This is a genomic window from Chryseobacterium lathyri (assembly GCF_019970085.1).
GTDB lineage: Bacteria > Bacteroidota > Bacteroidia > Flavobacteriales > Weeksellaceae > Chryseobacterium > Chryseobacterium lathyri.
In genome coordinates, this window is sequence record NZ_JAHXYG010000002.1 from 718,663 (window position 1) to 737,708 (window position 19,046).

At 36.3% G+C, this 19,046-nt stretch carries 20 protein-coding genes; 8 read left to right on the forward strand and 12 right to left on the reverse strand.

The genetic code is table 11. The features are described from left to right. Window positions 1-32 precede the first annotated feature (32 nt). Window positions 33-473: a large conductance mechanosensitive channel protein MscL gene (mscL, locus tag LC418_RS08615; protein WP_111957737.1), complete on the reverse strand. Its 441-nt coding sequence runs from the start codon at window positions 471-473 to the stop codon at window positions 33-35. A 222-nt stretch (window positions 474-695) separates the two neighbouring features. Here mscL and LC418_RS08620 point away from each other — a divergent pair, with 222 nt between their 5' ends. Further along, the gene (locus LC418_RS08620; protein ID WP_223558770.1) at window positions 696-2,213 is read left to right on the forward strand and encodes an NAD(P)H-hydrate dehydratase; all 1,518 of its coding nucleotides are present in this window, start codon (window positions 696-698) and stop codon (window positions 2,211-2,213) included. A gap of 113 nt (window positions 2,214-2,326) precedes the next feature. Here the strand turns inward: LC418_RS08620 and lgt are convergent, their stop codons facing one another. Both lgt and yidD read right to left on the reverse strand, forming a co-directional pair. After that, window positions 2,327-3,193 carry a prolipoprotein diacylglyceryl transferase gene (gene lgt / locus LC418_RS08625; RefSeq protein WP_223558893.1) on the reverse strand — a complete coding sequence of 289 codons (867 nt, stop codon included), beginning with the start codon at window positions 3,191-3,193 and terminating at the stop codon, window positions 2,327-2,329. 423 nt (window positions 3,194-3,616) lie between these two features. Further along, window positions 3,617-3,868, reverse strand: a complete 252-nt coding sequence (yidD, locus tag LC418_RS08630; protein ID WP_174772291.1) for a membrane protein insertion efficiency factor YidD — start codon at window positions 3,866-3,868, stop codon at window positions 3,617-3,619. 102 nt (window positions 3,869-3,970) lie between these two features. Between yidD and LC418_RS08635 the strand changes: the two genes are divergently transcribed. Further along, window positions 3,971-5,248, forward strand: coding sequence for a replication-associated recombination protein A (locus tag LC418_RS08635; RefSeq protein WP_223558771.1), 1,278 nt, complete (start codon window positions 3,971-3,973; stop codon window positions 5,246-5,248). A 93-nt stretch (window positions 5,249-5,341) separates the two neighbouring features. On the opposite strand, the gene LC418_RS08640 is transcribed toward LC418_RS08635, so the two are convergent. From LC418_RS08640 to LC418_RS08650, 3 genes are all read right to left on the reverse strand, one after another. Beyond that, window positions 5,342-6,007, reverse strand: a complete 666-nt coding sequence (locus LC418_RS08640; protein WP_223558772.1) for a succinate dehydrogenase cytochrome b subunit — start codon at window positions 6,005-6,007, stop codon at window positions 5,342-5,344. An 11-nt stretch (window positions 6,008-6,018) separates the two neighbouring features. Beyond that, complete coding sequence (locus LC418_RS08645; RefSeq protein ID WP_223558773.1) at window positions 6,019-7,029, reverse strand: bestrophin family protein; 1,011 nt, start codon at window positions 7,027-7,029, stop codon at window positions 6,019-6,021. A gap of 97 nt (window positions 7,030-7,126) precedes the next feature. Then, window positions 7,127-7,879, reverse strand: coding sequence for an SDR family oxidoreductase (locus tag LC418_RS08650; RefSeq protein ID WP_223558774.1), 753 nt, complete (start codon window positions 7,877-7,879; stop codon window positions 7,127-7,129). Between the two features lie 154 nt (window positions 7,880-8,033). On the opposite strand from LC418_RS08650, the gene LC418_RS08655 reads away from it, so the two are divergent. Further along, window positions 8,034-8,408, forward strand: a complete 375-nt coding sequence (locus LC418_RS08655; RefSeq protein ID WP_223558775.1) for a hypothetical protein — start codon at window positions 8,034-8,036, stop codon at window positions 8,406-8,408. 167 nt (window positions 8,409-8,575) lie between these two features. Here the strand turns inward: LC418_RS08655 and LC418_RS08660 are convergent, their stop codons facing one another. The 5 genes from LC418_RS08660 to LC418_RS08680 all read right to left on the reverse strand — a co-directional run bounded on the left by LC418_RS08660 (window position 8,576) and on the right by LC418_RS08680 (window position 13,961). Beyond that, on the reverse strand, window positions 8,576-9,016 hold the full coding sequence (locus LC418_RS08660) for a hypothetical protein (protein WP_223558776.1): 441 nt from the start codon (window positions 9,014-9,016) through the stop codon (window positions 8,576-8,578). 150 nt (window positions 9,017-9,166) lie between these two features. Beyond that, window positions 9,167-11,380, reverse strand: coding sequence for a DUF2339 domain-containing protein (locus LC418_RS08665; protein ID WP_223558777.1), 2,214 nt, complete (start codon window positions 11,378-11,380; stop codon window positions 9,167-9,169). Window positions 11,381-11,484: 104 nt separating this feature from the next. Continuing rightward, entirely contained in the window at window positions 11,485-12,204 is a 720-nt protein-coding gene (locus LC418_RS08670; protein ID WP_223558778.1) for a hypothetical protein, read from the reverse strand. 369 nt (window positions 12,205-12,573) lie between these two features. Then, complete coding sequence (pheA, locus tag LC418_RS08675) at window positions 12,574-13,422, reverse strand: prephenate dehydratase (protein WP_223558779.1); 849 nt, start codon at window positions 13,420-13,422, stop codon at window positions 12,574-12,576. A 128-nt stretch (window positions 13,423-13,550) separates the two neighbouring features. After that, on the reverse strand, window positions 13,551-13,961 hold the full coding sequence (locus tag LC418_RS08680) for an acyl-CoA thioesterase (RefSeq protein WP_223558780.1): 411 nt from the start codon (window positions 13,959-13,961) through the stop codon (window positions 13,551-13,553). A gap of 136 nt (window positions 13,962-14,097) precedes the next feature. On the opposite strand from LC418_RS08680, the gene dnaA reads away from it, so the two are divergent. From dnaA to LC418_RS08705, 5 genes are all read left to right on the forward strand, one after another. Continuing rightward, window positions 14,098-15,552, forward strand: a complete 1,455-nt coding sequence (dnaA, locus tag LC418_RS08685; RefSeq protein ID WP_111957721.1) for a chromosomal replication initiator protein DnaA — start codon at window positions 14,098-14,100, stop codon at window positions 15,550-15,552. A 144-nt stretch (window positions 15,553-15,696) separates the two neighbouring features. Beyond that, on the forward strand, window positions 15,697-16,146 hold the full coding sequence (locus LC418_RS08690; protein ID WP_223558781.1) for a low molecular weight protein-tyrosine-phosphatase: 450 nt from the start codon (window positions 15,697-15,699) through the stop codon (window positions 16,144-16,146). 1 nt (window position 16,147) lies between these two features. Continuing rightward, window positions 16,148-16,651 carry a DUF4440 domain-containing protein gene (locus LC418_RS08695; RefSeq protein WP_223558782.1) on the forward strand — a complete coding sequence of 168 codons (504 nt, stop codon included), beginning with the start codon at window positions 16,148-16,150 and terminating at the stop codon, window positions 16,649-16,651. 1 nt (window position 16,652) lies between these two features. Beyond that, the gene (locus LC418_RS08700; RefSeq protein ID WP_111957715.1) at window positions 16,653-17,351 is read left to right on the forward strand and encodes an SAM-dependent methyltransferase; all 699 of its coding nucleotides are present in this window, start codon (window positions 16,653-16,655) and stop codon (window positions 17,349-17,351) included. Window positions 17,352-17,623: 272 nt separating this feature from the next. Then, window positions 17,624-18,001: a hypothetical protein gene (locus tag LC418_RS08705; RefSeq protein WP_111957713.1), complete on the forward strand. Its 378-nt coding sequence runs from the start codon at window positions 17,624-17,626 to the stop codon at window positions 17,999-18,001. 69 nt (window positions 18,002-18,070) lie between these two features. On the opposite strand, the gene LC418_RS08710 is transcribed toward LC418_RS08705, so the two are convergent. Then, complete coding sequence (locus LC418_RS08710) at window positions 18,071-18,985, reverse strand: DUF4349 domain-containing protein (protein WP_223558783.1); 915 nt, start codon at window positions 18,983-18,985, stop codon at window positions 18,071-18,073. Between the last annotated feature and the right edge of the window lie 61 nt (window positions 18,986-19,046).

A 19,046-nucleotide genomic window follows, 5' to 3' on the forward strand; every position in this document is an offset into this window, starting at 1 on the left:
AAAAGCACCTCGGTTTGAGGTGCTTTTGTTCTTTATATATTGTTTTTGCTTTTTAAAAGGTCTCTGATTTCGGTCAGTAATTGTTGATCTGCAGTAGGTGCGGCAGGAGCTTCAGCTTCAGTCTTTTTCATTTTGTTAATCATTCTTACCATAATGAAAACAACCAGGGCAAGAAGTAAGAAATTAATACCTACTGTCAGGAAATTTCCATAGGCAAAAATACTCGCTCCGTCTACTTTTTTTGCATTTTCTAATACCATACCTGGCTTTACACCATTATTAGGATCAGAAAGCACAAGGTATAAGCTGCTGAAATCCGGCTTACCTATTACTGCTCCTACCAAAGGCATAATAAGGTCATCCACAACACTCGTTACAATTTTTCCGAATGCTCCTCCAATGATTACCCCAACGGCCAGATCAAAAGCATTGCCCTTGATGGCAAACTCTTTAAATTCTTTAACAAATCCCATAATTTATATTTTTTTAATTAGTATACACACAAAAATAGAATTAAAAAACGTAAAAAACAGTACTTTTTAGAGTTTTTTGCGCCATAATTATTGAATTACGGACTAGGATTAATTGACTTTTTTAGTGAATTCGTTATTTTGATTAATATTTTTATTTTGTAATAATTACTGTAAACTGTAAAAGAAATCTTTTGTAATTTGGTTAAAATTTTGCACCATCTTATGAAAGTTTTTACTGCAGAACAAATACGTCAATGGGACCGGTTTACGATTTTGAATGAACCTGTTTCATCCATACAGCTTATGGAAAGAGCTGCTGAAGCATTAGCCGGCTGGATCTCTGAAAACTGTAAAAATCACAAAAAAATGGCCATATTCTGTGGCAATGGTAATAACGGTGGCGATGGACTGGCACTGGCAAGAATACTCTATATGAAAGGCTTTGATGCAGATGTTTTCGTACAAAACCCTAAAGGAAAATTTTCTGATGATGCTTCGGTGAATCTAAAAAGGCTGAGGGACTTTTCCGGAATCTCCGTCAGGGAATTCAAAGAAATTGTTCAATATAACTTCGATGACAGAACTGTTATTATTGATGCCTTGTTTGGTACAGGATTATCGCGGCCTTTGGAGGGTATGAGCAAAGAGACAGTTGAGATGCTAAACCAGAAAGACTGTATCAAGATTTCCGTTGATATTCCTTCAGGACTGCCCACTGATCGTATTTGTGAAAAAGATGTAGTTATATTTAAAGCTGACTATACGTTAAGTTTCCAATGCTGGAAAAAAAGCTTTCTTCATCCTGAAACAGGTAAGTATGCAGGAAAAGTAATCATTTTGGATATAGGATTGCATCCGGAATATTCAGAATCAGAAGTTGCTGAAGATCTTGTTATTGATGAAAAGCTTATCAATAGAATGTTTAAACCCAGAGAAGATTTTTCCCATAAAGGAACTTATGGAAAAGTAACAATTGTAGGAGGGAGTTACGGAAAAATAGGCGCTGCAGTGCTGGCCACAAGATCTGCCCTAAAGACCGGGGCCGGACTTACCTTTACCCTTGCGCCAAAATGCGGATACGAAATTCTGCAGGTCTCATGTCCTGAAGCCATGTTTATAGAAGGCGGGAATGAGCAGATAGAAGATTTCAAACATGAAAATGATACCGTTTATGCAATCGGGCCTGGCCTGGGAACACATGAAAAGACGGAAAAAGGCCTGCTGAAATTTTTAAAAGGATATAATGAATCTTTGGTTTTAGATGCAGACGCACTGAACGTTATTTCAAAAGATTATAAAAACCTGAAGCTGATCCCTCAAAAATCTCTCATAACGCCACATCCAAAAGAATTTGAAAGGTTATTCGGGAGCACACAAAACTCTTTTGAAAGACTGAAACTTGCCCGTGAAAAAGCTAAAGAACTCAATATTTATATTGTATTGAAAGACCATCATACCCAAGTTGTTACTCCCCAAGGAAATGTTTTCTATAATATCAACGGTAATGCAGGACTTGCCAAAGGTGGTAGCGGGGATATTCTTACCGGTATTCTGGCTTCACTGCTTGCTCAGGGATATTCCGGGGAAGATGCATGCATTTTAGGAGTCTGGCTTCATGGAAGAGCCGCCGATTTGGCTGCTGAAAAATATTCCAAAGAATCTATGTTGCCTACAGATGTGATCAATACATTCGGAGATGTTTTCGAGGAATTGAACAGGATAAACAGGATCAGACTATAATAAATAGGGACGGTTTTACTTTAGAGTCTTCTAAATTGCGCAAATCAGTTACTTAAAAGTTTAAAAAAAGGGCAAATTCGCTTATCTGCAAATTTGCCCTTCATATTTTATCATTACTCCGGTTTCTCGTTTTCTGCCTGAGTGATTTTGAATTTTTTAGAAATAATCATGATAACAACCCCGGCAATCATAAACGGAATGGAAAGTACCTGTCCCGTATTCAGCCCTCCAATCTGGATGAATTCGTCTCCCTGAGGTTCCTTCAGGAATTCCACAAAGAATCTTACAGCCCAAAGGATAATAAAGAACAGTCCGAATAGCCATCCCTGTTGATATTTTTTGTTTGTCTTTCTGTATAATATCCATAACAATATAAACAGCAGGAAATATCCTACAGCTTCAAGAAGCTGGCCTGGGTAGCGGGGAACTGTTGGGCCATATTCACTGCTTTGCTGTGGGAAAAGAATAGCAAGAGGAGAATTGGGATCAACAGCTTTTCCTACGATCTCCGAATTGAAAAAATTTCCTATTCTTACAAATGCACCTCCCAAAGCAACCACAATTCCAATTCTGTCATATACCCAGAATGGATTTTTCTTGATAATCTTAAATGAATAATATAATGTAGTGAAGATCAAAGCTATTGTTGCCCCATGACTTGCGAGCCCGGAGAATCCTGTAAACTTCAACCCGTTTTTAGTGCTTATCGGTAAAAATACGCTCCAGAAATCTTCTTTGAACAGTTCCGGCTGATAGAAAATGACATGTCCTAATCTGGCTCCTAAAATAGTTCCGATCAGCGTCCATGTGAAAAGCGGTTCCAGATATTTCTGGTTAACATTGTCGATTTTGAAGATTCTTAACATTAGAATATATCCAAAGCCAAAGGCAAAAACGAACATTAAGCTGTAGAAATGAAGGGTAACCGGCCCCAGCTGGATGCCTTTTGAGGGGTCCCATATTTTGAAAGGAGTTTTCAAAGCTATACTGTCGGTTCCGTTAATTGGTTTAGCTGTTTTTACAGCATATTTGAATTTGGTGATGTTGTCCTGTGTGGCAGGACCATCAATTAGTTTAAAATCTTTATCGAAAAGCTGATAATGTAAGCTCTTATACTTTTCTAAAGTGGTAGCACTGTAATTAAAGTAAGCGGGTTCAAAATTGGATTCATTCAGAATAACCAGGATATTGCTGTCTGTAGCTTTTTCCGGGAAAGCATTAAGATCACCTATTTCGGTAGTGGAATAAATCTTTACCGGAACGCTGCCTTCGTTTACTTTCAGAGTTCCGTCAGATAATCCTCCGGGATATTGCTGGGCAAACGCAGATTGTGTAATGAATGCAAATACGATGAGGTAAATTCTGAAAAATAGATTACTCATTTCTATTAATTTAATAGTTTGTTATTGATTTAATTTTTTCGGAGGAACAGGATCATAGCCACTGCCTCCCCACGGATGGCATTTTGAAATTCTTTTGATACCCAGCCAAAGCCCTTTGAAAATACCGTGTACCTGAAGGGACTCTACCATATAATGAGAGCAGGTAGGTTCATAGCGACAGTTTTTGGGAAGTAGGGGCGAAATAAACCACTGGTAAAATTTTATCAAAATTACCAAAGGAAAACTGATGATTTTATTGAATGTAAGTTTCAAAACAATGCAAAAATAGGGTAAAAAAATTAAAATTAGTTTAATTTTGTTATAAGTTTCAGAGACCAAAAAACCTGAATCTGTTTATCCTAAAAATAAATTATTTTGAGCCAAAATATTCCATTAGCCGAAAAGTTAAGACCCAAAACCCTGGACGAAGTTCTGGGGCAGGAGCATCTTACCGGTGAAAAAGGTACGATCAGGAAGATGATCGAAAATAATGCACTGAATTCCCTGATTCTCTGGGGGCCTCCGGGTACCGGAAAAACAACCCTGGCTGAAATTATTTCCGAAAAATCAGGCAGGAAATTCTATAAGCTCTCTGCAGTTTCTTCAGGAGTAAAAGATGTACGGGATGTGATTGAGGATGCTAAAAAACAAAACCTGTTTTCAGGAAAATCTCCCATTTTATTCATAGATGAGATTCATAGGTTCAATAAATCCCAGCAGGATTCATTATTGCACGCTGTTGAGAAAGGATGGATTGTACTGATTGGTGCCACCACAGAAAACCCAAGCTTTGAAGTGGTATCTGCTCTTTTATCTAGAAGCCAGGTTTATATTCTAAAAGCCTTAAGCTATGAAAAGCTTGAAGAATTAGTTGATACTGCTACCCAGCGGTTTAATAAGGATGAAGGAACCTCTTTTAAGATTGCTGAAAAAGGAGCATTTATTCAGTATTCAGGAGGGGATGCCCGCAAACTGATCAATTCTGTTGAACTTGTTCTTAATCAATATGTGAATTCAGATAAAGAAGAAATCAATAACTCAGATGTCCTGGATATTCTTCAGGAAACCATGGCGCTCTATGACAAAAACGGGGAACAGCATTATGATATTATCTCTGCTTTTATAAAATCTATGCGGGGAGGTGACCCGAACGGTGCTGTTTACTGGCTGGCAAGAATGATTGCAGGAGGTGAGGATATCAAATTTATTGCCCGTAGAATGCTTATTCTTGCGGCTGAAGATATTGGGCTGGCAAATCCCAACGCTTTGGTGATCGCCAACAACTGCTTTCAGGCCATTAATGTTATAGGAAATCCGGAATCAAGGATCATTTTAAGTGAAACAGCAGTTTATTTGGCTGTTTCCCCTAAAAGCAATTCAACTTATATGGCTATTAATGAAGCATTAGCTCTTGTAAAACAGACTGGAAATCTGCCGGTGCCTTTACATCTTAGAAATGCACCCACCAAGCTGATGAAAGACCTTGATTATGGTAAAGAATATAAATATGCTCATTCATATGAAGGTAATTTTGTAGAACAGGATTTCCTGCCTGAAGAAATTAAAAATGTAAAGCTTTACCAGCCGGGAAATAACGCTACAGAAAAAAAGATCTATGAAGAGCTTAAGAAAAAATGGAATAACAGATATTAAAGCAAAGGAGATGTTCATGTACTTGTCTTTAGTGAGGTTTCCGAATGCTGCTTAACTGCTGGCAATAAGGCTGTAAGTTCCAAATAAGGGTGCTTATTTTATCCATCCTAAATAAATAGAAACAGGCATTATGGCTAGAGTTGAAGATATTATTATTGCAAAGCCATAGGAAAATTTCAGAATCGAGGGAGTGTATTTTTCATGACAGATCCCTATAGAACGAAATGCGCTTTGAAAGCCATGTAATAAATGCCAGCCAAGGGAGAAGCATCCTATCAGATAAATCACTACTTCAAATGGATTTTGAAATTTTTCAATAATCATTTCATATAACGGAAGCTCTTCTCCATATTGAAACTGATGAATTCGGTTAGGAATCCAAAAGTTTTGTGTATGAATAACTAAGAATAGCAGGATCAAAGTGCCCAGTAAAGTCATGCTTTTACTATACCATTTAACTCCGGGCGTATTGTCTTTATAGCTATAGCCAATTGACCGGGCTTTTCTGTTCTTTCTCCACAGAACAAGTCCCTGAACTATATGAATTATAAAGCCAAATATCAGAATAATTTCAATAGTTCGGATGATAGGGTTTGTAGCCATAAAATGTGCCCCAATAGTAAATGTCTTACCATTATCGTTACAGAAAATGAGCGCATTTACCGAGGCGTGTACAATAAGAAAACTTATCAGAAATAAGCCACTTAATGCCATTAGGATTTTCCTGCCTATAGAACTTTTAAATATATTTTTTAACATATTGATTAATTTTATAGTATAATATTTTGACTTCTATCAAAGTCCGTCGTCAAATTCACTTCTCCCAGCATCTCTCTCAATTCGGCTTCTAATTGAAAACTAGTTTGAGATATAGGAACATCATTGGCACCTCCTTCAAATGGACTCTCAGTATTTTCACCTACTTGCGCTATAGAAGAATACAACCAGGAAATTAAGAAACTGAAAGGAATGATTAGCCAAATCATATTCCCTTTCATAATTCCGCTAACACTTTCATTTAGCTTGTTAAAATCTGTCAGCAATCCATATGGCAATAGGAATGAAAACGATTGAATTAACAGATTATTAATAATATTATACTGGCGGGGAAATGGTGAATTTTTTATCTGCTCACTTTTTCCCTGCAGATTGTAAAACTCTTTAATTGATTTTTCCATATCAACAAATTGTGTCACATTGATTTCCTGTTTTTCATAAAGAGATTTCAGAGTCTTACTTTGCAGACTCAAAATTTGAGTTGAAATATTTTTTGCTTTGAGAACATTCTGAAGCTCTGCAGGCGCCAGGTATTTAGCCAGCTCTTCTTCAAGGGTTGTACGGTGCTCAGGAATCGTAAAGCGTTTACGATATTCTACATTATTTTTTTTATTTGTTGATTCCCATCTTTTAGATTCCCTCATGCTATAGCGTAAGGCAGTAATCCAGGCTATATGAGTGTAAATAAGAGATTTTGAAATTTCACTATTATCCTGTAAATAATCCTGACTTACCAAACCCCAGGAACGACTATTTGATACAATGGAAGTCCATACATTTAGAGCTTCTAAAGACCGGCTATAACTTAGGTTATTTTTGAATCCTAAAATAAATGCGGTAGCAGTTCCCAGCATGGCAATGACAGACCAGGGAATTGCTACCCATTTTATTCCGAATATATGATACAGGCATACGGGAATAAAACCTAACAGGAGCAGGGTGTAAATTTTTCCTTTAGTCCATGTCACAAATTCAATGAGGGTATATGATTTACCGATATACATTTTCTATTACTATTTGCTAAAATCGCAGGTTTAAAATAACCCACGATTTTAATTGTTACTTCAGATTGATACAAAAGACTTTTATCTGTGGCCAATATCAACGTTTGTTTTCAGGTTTGGCAATCCAGGTCGCATATTCCGTAGTTCCCAAATACACCGGATTCTCTGGAGTAAGCGTTGTCTTTTTCAGTATTGCACCTGAATAGGGTGCATTAACATCTGTTTCAACTTCCAAAGACTTTTGGGTTGACAGGATGTATTGTTTTATCCACTCATCTATTTGGAATCGTTCAGGCCCACCTATTTCAAGAATTTTATTGGCCGGTTTTTTTGTTGCCACCTTAGCAAGAAATGCTGCAACTTCGGCACTGGCAATAGGTTGAATAAATGCATCCGAGAGTTTTACCTTTCCTTCTGATGTACTTGTGGCCACAATGCCACCTGCGAACTCAAAAAATTGAGTAGCATGTACAATAGTAAAAGGAACGCCGGATTCTTTAATCAAATTCTCCTGAACTTGCTTGGCACGAAAATATCCGCTTTCTTGTAATTGATCAGTTCCAACAACAGACAAGGCAATGTGATGTTGTACACCGGCTCTCTTTTCTGCCGGAAGTAAATTTTGATTTGAGGTTTTGAAGAAATTCATAACCGGTTCATCATCAAATGATGGTGAGTTGGAAACATCAATGACAATGTTTGCATTTTTAAGAGCGTCTTCAAGGCCCTCTCCGGTAATCGTATTTACTCCCGTATTAGGTGAAGCAGCAATTACTTCATGCTCGTTTTTTAACATGTTTACTACCTGGCTGCCGATAAGTCCGGTACCTCCAATGATTACAATTTTCATTTTTATTTTTGTTTATAGTTGTTAATAAAGCAAAATTGAGAATAAAAAAATCTTAAAAACTTAAACCAGTTTAAGTTTTTACAGAGGTACTATATTCATCTTTGTACTGTAATAGTCATTTGGGCTATTTGAATCATTTTCTAAAAATTTAAAAATGGATAGCAAAAAATTAATTGAGCTGACAAAACAACTTATTTATGAGGCGACACATTTTAATGTCCCTTATGTAAAGCAGATTTATGCGGATAATTTACTCATTGTCAAAGTTGATAAAATTGGAGTAGTGGATACTATGAACAAAGAACAACTTGTTGGTTTTGTTCAGGGAAATAGTGATGCCAAAGCTACACCATTCTCCACTAAAGCTGAATTTCATTACGCTGTATGTGATGAAAATATGGGAATGGTAGTGATGACTCGCGATTTGGAATTGAACGGAAAGTCAGATCCTAAATTTTTTACACTGATCTGGGAATACTCATCTGAAAGATGGCAGGTGGTCAAAGAATCTTGTGTTACACTTAATTAAAGGATGCTTTCAAAAGCTGGTTCTTAAACCAGTATGGCTATGGTAAAATAACAAGGAAGGTTGAGAAATCAACCTTCCTAATTTAGAATGAAAGTTATTGTTGACTTAGCAAATTATTTTGTGCAACAGTCACTCAAAGTATCTTTTTTATAAGTTTTAACGTGTCGTTATTTTAAAGCACTTGTGCTTAGGAAAACGGCTTTCTTTCCGTTATAGTCCTTAACTTCTATATTGCCCATGATGTCACCATAAATGCTCATATTGCTGTCAGAAAATTCATAACCTTCAATAAAAACAGGCGTATTTTCAGGCAGTCCGTATTGTGAGTTCAGTTGAGCTAAAGATATTCTGTCTAAACCTTCATAGCCGTTTTTGATTTTATATTCCGTTAAACCTTTTTCCGCAATGAAGCTGTATTTTTTTAAATCCTGTGGCAGCGCAGAAGGAGCTTTGTAGATATTAGAGCTCTGAACAATGACTTTTCTTGCGTTGAACATGCCTACTGTTCCGACCACGTCATTGGCAACAGCAAACTTTACAGAAGGATTTTTCTGGGCAGATAATGCTACAGATGATAATATTAAAAAAGAATAGAGTATTTTTTTCATAACCAGAATATGTATAACTGTTAAAAACGGGATAAATATAATTAAATTTTACAAAATGTGAATGAATTTTTGTGATATTTTAAATATTGTTTAGAAATTAAAACTTTTGTTAAGGATTTTTGATTTTTAAAACAAGTATTTAACGGTTATCTATTCCTCCTCCTTTTCTTCCTTCTTTGTATCCACCATGTTTCTGATAATGTTTTTCAGTCTTTGGAAAGTAAAGGAGCTTAATAATAAAATAATTCCTAATAATATAAAAGCAGTAATTCTTGAGATATTATCCATCTGCCAGACATCATAGCTGTAAAGTTTCAATACCATAATTCCTATAAGTACAAATCCAATCCTGCTGTATTCAGGAATATCCTTTTTTAAGCTGATATAAATAAAAATACTAGCAAGAACAGTCCAGATGATCGGAAGATAGAGGATATTAAAATGTTCTTTCGTTTTATAGACCAGCGAAATGTCGTTTACGGAGCTTAGAATGTAAGTGTGATAAAATCCACAGCTCACTGCAATAACAAGTGTTGCTGAAACTATCCAGTAGGAAAGCTTTGTTTTATAAAAACCAGCACTGGAAGCCGCGCCCAACAATATATATGCAAAAGGAACCCAGTGGAGAAGATGGATCATATAAAAACCGAATGTGAGTTTTTTCTGTAAAACTGCTGTAACAACTGCTGATGCGGCAAATGACGCATTTAAAACAATAAGAATAAATAGCAGGTAAATAAGTCCAGTCTGGATAATGCTTTCAATACCCAGCTTTTTCCTGAGTATCATTAGGGCAAAAATATAATAAATGCTGAATATCAGACCAATACTTACTACAGCTGGCCAGGGCATATCCGAAATATGATAGCTGATCTCTAACAGTAGGGCAATATATATAACGCTATAACTTACAACGGCAAAAACATTTTCAAAAAAATGATCCTTCTGTTTCTGTGATTCGTTGATTTTTTTCAATAAAAAGAGATTCACGATTGTTGTAGTAATGGTCACAAGACTCGTTAAAAAGACCGGATTAAAAACAACAGCCATATTGTCTTTATTCAGATATTCCGACCAGGTCATGATCTGTGCAATGATGACGAGCGGGAAAAGTACATAAAAACAAGTTTTAAAGATGTTGTGCGAACTTTTTTTCCAGATGTAAAGAAGAAGAGTCGTTTCTACAGCCCAAACACTGGTAATAAGATGACTTCTGAACTGAATGGCGACCGCTATTGTGATAAGGCTGATGGTAAGAGCTGCAAAAATAGAATAGCTGAAGTCAAAACTCTTTTTTCCATATTCTCTTAAAAGCAGTACAGCATTAACACCGGCAAAAAGAAGCGGGAAAATAATTACAGGCTCATAGCTTAATGTATGGAATATATAAATCAGGCCGATAATACTGGAAAAATTAATTAATACCAGCATTAAAGTGTCCCATGGTGAAAGGATATCTTTTTTGATATGATCCTGAAGTGCGAAAATATAGAAAATAATATAATTGATGATATAAAAAACAATACTGAGTAGTTCAGGATGTTTTACAGTCCAGAAGAAGAGATAGACACATGTAAAAATATAAGAGGTCCATCCCACACTTTTCCAGTTTTTCAAAAATGCGGTGGTGAGCATACCAATATTCAGCAGGGTCAGGTAAGTGAAAAGAAAAAGATAATTACTCTGCCCTGTACTGATCATCAGAGGCGCTGAAAAACCTCCCAGCATTGCAAAAATAATCAATACTTCACTTTTATAGTAATAGGCGAGGGCAATAGAAATGATGGTTACGATAGTAGTAATAAAGAAAGCTGTATTTTGGGTAAACAGGTGATATTCCCGGAAAGCAATGGTGGTGGTAAAATAGAGTACCGCAATTCCACCTCCGGTGATAATGGATGCGAAAACAGCATAATTTTTTCTCAGAAAATGTCCTGCCAGCATAATTCCCGCTCCGACAGTCAGGCCTATTCCTGCTCTTGCCGTTTCTCCGATCCAGTTTTTATCTATAGCATATTTTACAAAGTAGCCAATTCCAAGAACAAGGGTGAAAATACCGATGATGGTCAGAATATTTTGTTTTAAGAATTCAAAAACAGGTTCCAGCCAGTCCTTTTGAGATTTTCCGGAAACTTCATCAGAAATGTTTTCTTCAGGCACTATGATCTCCTGTACCTGATGAGATAACGGATTTTCTTCGTTGGCTGACGGGTCTCGTAAGGTATTTGTATTTTGTTGAGCCTGATTGATTTTTACCTGTAGATCAGAAACTTCTTTCTCAAGCTTCCTGATCTTATGATTAAGATTGTTGAAGATAAAAAAGATGATCACAATGATTAATATGACTGCAAGAAACCCACTCATTCTTTAGTTTTTATCAAATATAAATAAATGTAACAGGATAAAAAATTAATCCATCACAGAATATGTGATGGATTAACTGTGCAGAGTGATTAAATTATATGAATCTAGTTAGATACTTTATAGATGTAAAATGAGGCCACACTCGCCCCAAGTAAGCTTACATCTAAAGCTGTTGAACCTGTAAGTCCAAAGTTAATTTTATCTCCAGTCTGGAAAGTATAAATTGAGTTAAGGCTGGTTTCAGAAATTGTTAAACTCAATAAAATAAGGTTAGCTCCACTGAATGGGCGGTTGTCTATTATTGTTGCTACACCGGCTCTTGTTCTTAAAATTCCCACGCCGGGTGAGTTGGCAAGGAGAGAGGCCTGTAGTCCGGTACCGTATTTAAAGGTAAATCCAATTGCATATATTCCTGCAGATGGAATAGTGTATGTATTATCGGTGTCTGAGAATAAGGCTGCATTTCCTATTGATCTTTCAGTAGCAAGGAAGTTGACTGCTCTGAATCCTGAAGGGAATAATCCTAAACTTAATAAGCTTATTCCTGTAGTTTTTTTGGCTGCATACACAGAAGCATTAGTACCGGATGCCGTTGTAGCAGCATCAATAATGATCTGAGGGTCTACTTTGGCAACTTGAAAGGTCCCGTCATTGACCACCATAATAGTATATCCAGGTAAAGCAGGTATCATTTGAGTATCCCTTACTTTCAAAGTTCCATTCACATCCAATGTAGCGGTCGGATTAGCTGTGTTGATCCCCACTTGGGAAAATGCTGGAATTGCAATTAGAGCAAAGAGCAAATTGTAAATTTTAGTTTTCATTGTGTAAGCTTTTCAATTAGTTTTTAGAATTATTGAATGCAAAAATCATGCCTTGCATTATGTTTTTTTTAATTATTTACATGTTATTATATTGATAATTTAAACAAATGTTTATTTTGTAATTTATATTTCTTCGTAATATGCTTATGTGTTAATATTTTTTAAAATAAATTCTGGAGTAAAAATATATATTTTATTTTAATATTTCCTCATTTTATGAATTAAATATTTTTAAATTTTGTCATGTTTTGTGACACTTAATTATAATGGTGGCAGTGTTTGTCATATAATCACGGCGAGAAGACATGTCAAAACAAAAAAACACTGCCATAAGAGCAGTGTTAGTTGAGCTATATTATCTGTATAATTTTAGCTTTCGAGGAGGAATTCCTTATAATTACCCAGAAAGTCAACCTCCGCATTAATTGACTGAAGCTCCAAAAGAGCATTTCCATGAAGTACTTCTTCCCACTTTCCAACTACATTAATAAAGAAAAAGTAATTACCGAGGCCTGTTTTCAGTGTTCGGGATTCAATTTTGCTGAGGTTCATCTTTCGCCAGGCAAAAACAGACAGGACCTGATGAAGTCCACCCGCATGATCCTCAGGAAGGTTAATCAGCATACCGGATTTCTCTCCCAGTACCTCAAGGCTGGTGTTATGGTAAGCCGGCTGCTGTTTGGTAATGACTATAAAACGGGTGTGATTCTGTTCAAAATCCTGAATATTCCGGTGAACGATTTTTAATCCGTACAGATTGGCGGCAAACTGATTGGCGACGGCAGCTATTTTCAAATCTTTATTTTCAGAAACATATTTTGCTGCTGCTGCTGTAGAAGAAAAATCCTGTCTCACAATATCCTTATGATGTGTATCCAGAAAATGGAAGCTTTGAGCCAGAGCTTGCGGATGCGAATATATTTTTTCTATTTCTTCCAAACTGTTCTCAGGATGAATCATCAGATGATGGGCAATAGGCATCACTCCCTCTGCTTCAATTTTGATGGAAGGTGTTTTGTATAAATAATCCAGGGTCATAGAAACAGTCCCTTCAATAGAATTTTCCAAAGGAACAACAGCTTTGTCCGCTTGTCCACTATTAACAGCATTAAAACAGTCCAGAATATTGGCCTGCGGTAAAAGTTCTTCCCCCGGAAAAAGCTGCGTGGCTGCCAACTGTGTGAAACTGGCGTGGGGTCCCAGAAATGCGATCTTCATACGTTTATATCAATGTTATTATATTTAGAATTCTGATTGAAGTGCAAAGATGCAAATTAGTTTAAAAACAATTGTATCTTTCATTAATGATATCCTTCTTCTAGCTGCAACCTTTTACCTAAGATCTGCTACCTGTTCCAATTCTCTTCAATAAGCTTTATCAGAAAATCCGGGCACCTTATGATTTTGCTGGTTTTTGCATCCAGAAAGAACAGGGTAGTGGATGCTTCTGTGATCTTTATCCCTTCTTCATTGAAAATTTCATATTCAAATTCAATTCTTACCCCTGGAATTTTTTTGACATAGGTATGAATTTCTAATTTTTGATCGTAAAGCGCTGGGCGGATGTATTTAATTTTATAATCTGAAACAGGAAGCCAAATTCCTTGGTTCTCAATTTCATCGTATGACATTCCTATGCTTCGGAAGAGTTCCACTCTGCCAATTTCAAGATACTCTGCATAGTTGCCATAGTATACATATTTCATAGGGTCTGTTTCTCCGTAACGTACTCGTATTGAGTGAGTTGTGTGTATCATTTTTAGTCCTTATTTACACATACAAATATATTTTTAAATAATCAATACCTGCAATATTTTTTTTTGAAAAGAAAAAATTGGACCTTTGTCTTCCTTCTACAAAAAGTACTAACAAAGATTTAATCGGGGCATAAATATGGATGAAAATTTAATGATGATATGGCAGAAATGTCTTCAGTTCATGCGTGATAATTTGAATGCAGCTGAGGATAATTCTGATCTTAAGAAGCTTGAAAAATCCTTCGACATGCTATTCGATAAGGTACAGCCACTTTCGTTGGTTGCTAATAACCTTACGCTTATAGTGCCGAGCGATTTTTACAAGGAATATATTGAGGATAATTACCTATCCCTGCTTTCTGCTGCCCTGAAGAAAAATCTTGGAAAAGGTGTCAAATTATGGTATTCTGTCATGGAAAACAGGCCTACCGGAGAGGAGAAGCCAGTGACTATGAATATGAAGGGAAAAAGCGTTCCTACCCCAAAAATGCAGGAGACAATGCCACAGGGATTCTCTGCGAATATTGTAAACCCTTTTGTACTTCCGGGAATAAGAAAAGTAAATATAGATTCGAACCTGAAGTCTGACTATTCTTTTGATAATTATATAGAAGGAGAGAGTAATAAATTTGCTGCCACGGTAGCCAGATCTATTGCGAAAAGACCAGGCGCAACAGCTTTCAATCCATTATTTCTTCACGGAGGATATGGGGTTGGAAAGACACACCTGGGACAGGCTGTAGGTCTTGAGGTAAAAAATCAGTTTCCGGATAAAGTCGTACTTTATCTGTCTTCAGAAAAATTTATCCAGCAGTTTATTTCTGCTGCGAAAGCCCATAAGCAGACTGAGTTTGCCAATTTCTATCAGATGGTTGATGTTTTGATCATTGATGATATTCAGTTTCTTTCAGGTAAATCTGCGACACAGGATAGTTTCTTCCATATTTTTGATCATCTTCATCAGAATGGAAAACAGATCATCCTTACATCAGATAAAGCGCCTGCAGATATCATGGACATTCAGGAAAGAATTGTTTCCCGTTTCAAATGGGGACTTTCTGCTGAAATTAAATCACCGGATCTTTCTACAAGAAGACAGATCATAGTAGATAAACTGAGCAGAGATGGAATTGTTCTTCCAGGCGATATGCTGGATTTCCTTGCCGCTGAAGCCAAGACCAATGTAAGAGAACTTATCGGAGTCATTAATTCTGTGATTGCTTATTCTACGGTTTATAAAACAGACTTAAGCCTTGAATTACTAAAAGATACAATCAATAAGATTGCAGCCAACCAGAAGAAAGTGATCAATATTCCATATATTCAGGAGGTGGTATGCGATTATTTCGGAATCAAAAAAGAACAGCTTCTTTCTAAAACAAGAAAAAGAGAAATTGCACTTCCGAGACAATTGGCGATGTATTTTTCAAAGGAGCTGACTAATGCTACTTTTACAAAGATAGGTGAAGAGATGGGCGGAAAAGACCATTCAACAGTAATGTACGCCTGCGATACCATTAAAGATGTATCAAAAATTGATAAAGAAGTAAAAAAGTACGTTAAAGATCTTGCTGAAAGAATCAAAAAATAGAAAATAATTTAATCTGAATAAATTGAAATGGAGAATAGTTTTATTCTTCATTTTTTATTTAGTTTTGCTGCTGGAAGTAATGATTTTACATTTTTAGTTGTCTTAATGGAATAAATCATTTAATCTTTCAATTAATAAAATGATATGAAAATATTGATGGTGTGCCTCGGGAATATCTGCAGAAGTCCTTTAGCAGAAGGTATTATGAAGACAAAAGTCCCTGAAAACTTTTTTATAGACTCAGCAGGAACAATCTCTCTGCACGAAGGGGAAACTCCGGATAAAAGAGCTGTAAAAACAGCCGCAAACCATCATATTGATATTTCGCAACAAAGGTCCAGACCTGTTACCAAAACTGATTTTGATACTTTTGATAAGATTTACTGTATGGACATTGATGTATATGAAGATGTGGTTTCAAAAGCACAGAATGAAGAACAGCGCCAGAAAATATTATTATTTATGTCTGCACTGGGAGATCATAAAAATGCAGAGGTTCCTGATCCTTACTGGGGAGATATGAAGGATTTTGAAGACGTTTTCCAATTGTTGGACAAAGGATGTGACGCTATTAAAAACCAAATTCTATCATAATATGAAAACATTAATTCTCACACTTCTCTTAAGCTTTAATTTTTCTTTTGCCCAAACCAAGGACGAAACTGAAATACGGAAAGTAATGGAAGAATTTATGCAGTGTATCAAAACCAGGGATGAAGCCAAGTTTGCATCTTTATTTCAGGATCCAGTGCTTTGGACCGGAATTTATAATGACAGAACCCAGGCTAAACGTCTGGAAAAAAATCCAAAAGCGGAATACTATTTTACGGATGATTATAAAGCCTTTATCAGAGGCTTTAAGGATAATAAATCAGAGGAAAAATTCGACAATATCAAAATCATTGAAGACGGAGCTGTAGCTTCTGCTAATTTTGACTACAGTTTCTGGTATGACGGGAAAATGGAAAATTGGGGTAAAGAAATCTGGACTTTGATGAAGATCCACGGAATATGGAAAATTACTTCAGTTACCTTTTCTATGGATCTTACGGAATATTTCCCTCAACCTTCACTAAAAGAAAGAACTAAAAAACAATAAAATGCTTTTTCTACTCCCAGCCTATTTATCGGAAAATACTTCTATTACTCACTTTTCACCCGTACTGAAAGATTATATTATGCAGACGGATTATTTCTTTGTGGAAAATGAAAAAACAGCCAGAAAGGTTATTAAATTCTTTGCTCCCGAAAAGAAGCAGTCTGATTTGAAGCTGTTTCTGCTTGACAAGTACACGGAAAATGCTGATATCAAAGAAGCTCAAACGCTCATGCTACAGGGACAGGACTTTGGGCTCCTTTCTGAGGCCGGGCTTCCATGTATTGCGGATCCCGGAAACCTGATTGTGAAATGGTGTCATGAAAAAAATATCAGGGTAATTCCTGTTTCAGGACCATCATCCATTATTTTGGCTTTAATTTCCAGTGGATTCAATGGGCAGGAATTTACTTTTCATGGATACCTTCCGATAGATAAAGGAGAAAAGAAAAAACAGATTCAACGCCTGGAAAGTTTGGTGCAGCAGACAGGATATTCTCAAATCTTTATGGAAACTCCCTATAGAAACAATCCGCTTTTTGAAGATCTTACCAAATTTTTATCTCCAAATACAAAGCTCTGCATCGCAGCAAATATTAACGATCCGGAGCATGAATTCATCCAGACAAAAACCATTAACGACTGGAAAAAAGCAAAGCCGGAACTCCACAAAATTCCTGCGGTATTTGTCTTAGGGAAATAGTTCTCACAACGTCATTGCGAATTGAAAGTGAAGCAATCTCTATAGTAATTTGTCTATTATTTTTCTCGCAGATTTAGCAGATCGGGCAGATCTTTTTTTGTGAGTATTCTTAATCTGAATGATGGGCTAAATCTGTGAGAGATATAAAATCATTCATCAGTTTGAAGCTGTTTCATTTACCATCTTACCTATAAATAAACATTTAACAGCCCTTAACATGCCCTTTGCACCATTCTTGTTCTGTACAGTTTATAACACCAAAAAAATAAATTATGTCAGATAAGAAATTAGCAGGACTTTGGATAGATACTGAAAAAGCAATTGTTGTAAAGAATCACGATGCACAGAATGCATTCAAATTTTTCCTTTGCAGTCCTGTAAAAGCAGAAATACAGCATGGAAATTCAAGTGAAAATGCAGCCAATAATGCTGAACGTACTAACCGGATAAAGTTTTTTAAAGAAGTAGAGCATCTTCTGACCAATTCCCAGGAAGTTTATATTACAGGACCTGGAACCATTCAGGAGGAGCTTAAAAAGTATCTTCATGATACGGCTCAATTTAAGAATTTAACAATAACATTAGATACAGCACAAAAAATGTCAGATGAGCAGGTGCTCGAAACCGTTAAAGATTTTTTCAATGCTTAAATCATTGATCATGCAGTAAAAATCCGTATGTCGGCAACGACATCCGGATTTTTATTTATACAGAAAACGTTATTTTGTACTTCTTCCTGACTTCCATTTTCTCCATAAGAAGATAATAATGGGAATAAGGAGCAGAAACGGCCATAAAGAAATAATTCCTAAAAGAAAACTCATAAAGCTGTTCCATCCTTCAGTAACAGAATCTGCAAAGCGGCTTCCAAAACCAATTTTTGAAGTGGCAGAACTTCTTACTTTCTCCTTATATAAACTCAAATTGAGTGTGCTGTAATTCACCCGGTCGTCAATGAATCGGAGCCTGCCTTCCGCTACATCAATTTCATCTTCCAGTTCGCGGATGGTCTCCTGGATTTCGATCATGTCTTTTGTAGTAGAAGCGCTTCTAAGCATATCGCGGTATTTCTCGAGATAGATCTTTTTATTGGCCAGTTTGATAGAGACATCGGTATATTCTTCAGTGACGTCATCAGAAGAGATATTTTTGGATAAAACAGAACCCACTCCGTTAGAAAATGAATTAATGAGCGCATCGAAATTTTTATGCGGGACACGGATAACAAGGTCTAGATTGTCATCTAGGTCAGTATTTTGAAACTGTTCAGTTTGAATATAAGCATTATTTTTTTTCAGAATATCTTCTACCTGATTCTGGGCTTTTTTAATATCTCCCACCTGGATTTTCATATTGCCGTTTTTAATGATCTTTTTGGCAATAGTGTCCAGCTTTTTCGGGGCTATAGAAGGTTGCGCAGATTTATTAACGGGTTCTGATTTTTCAGAAATAGAGCTAGCAGGAGCCATTTGATAAACTTCTTTTGGCGCTGGAGGAGCCTCCACTTCATACTCAGTAACTGCTACTGCTTTATCAGCTGCTACTGCCGGAGAGGAATTGGCAACGTCCAGTTCGGATTTCTTGCACCCGCTCATCAAAAGCAGTATACATAAAGGTAAAAATAATTTTCTCATGAATATTTTTTATTGAACCTTATCAAGAATTATGCTTAAATCTTTATTTTGTTTCAAATTC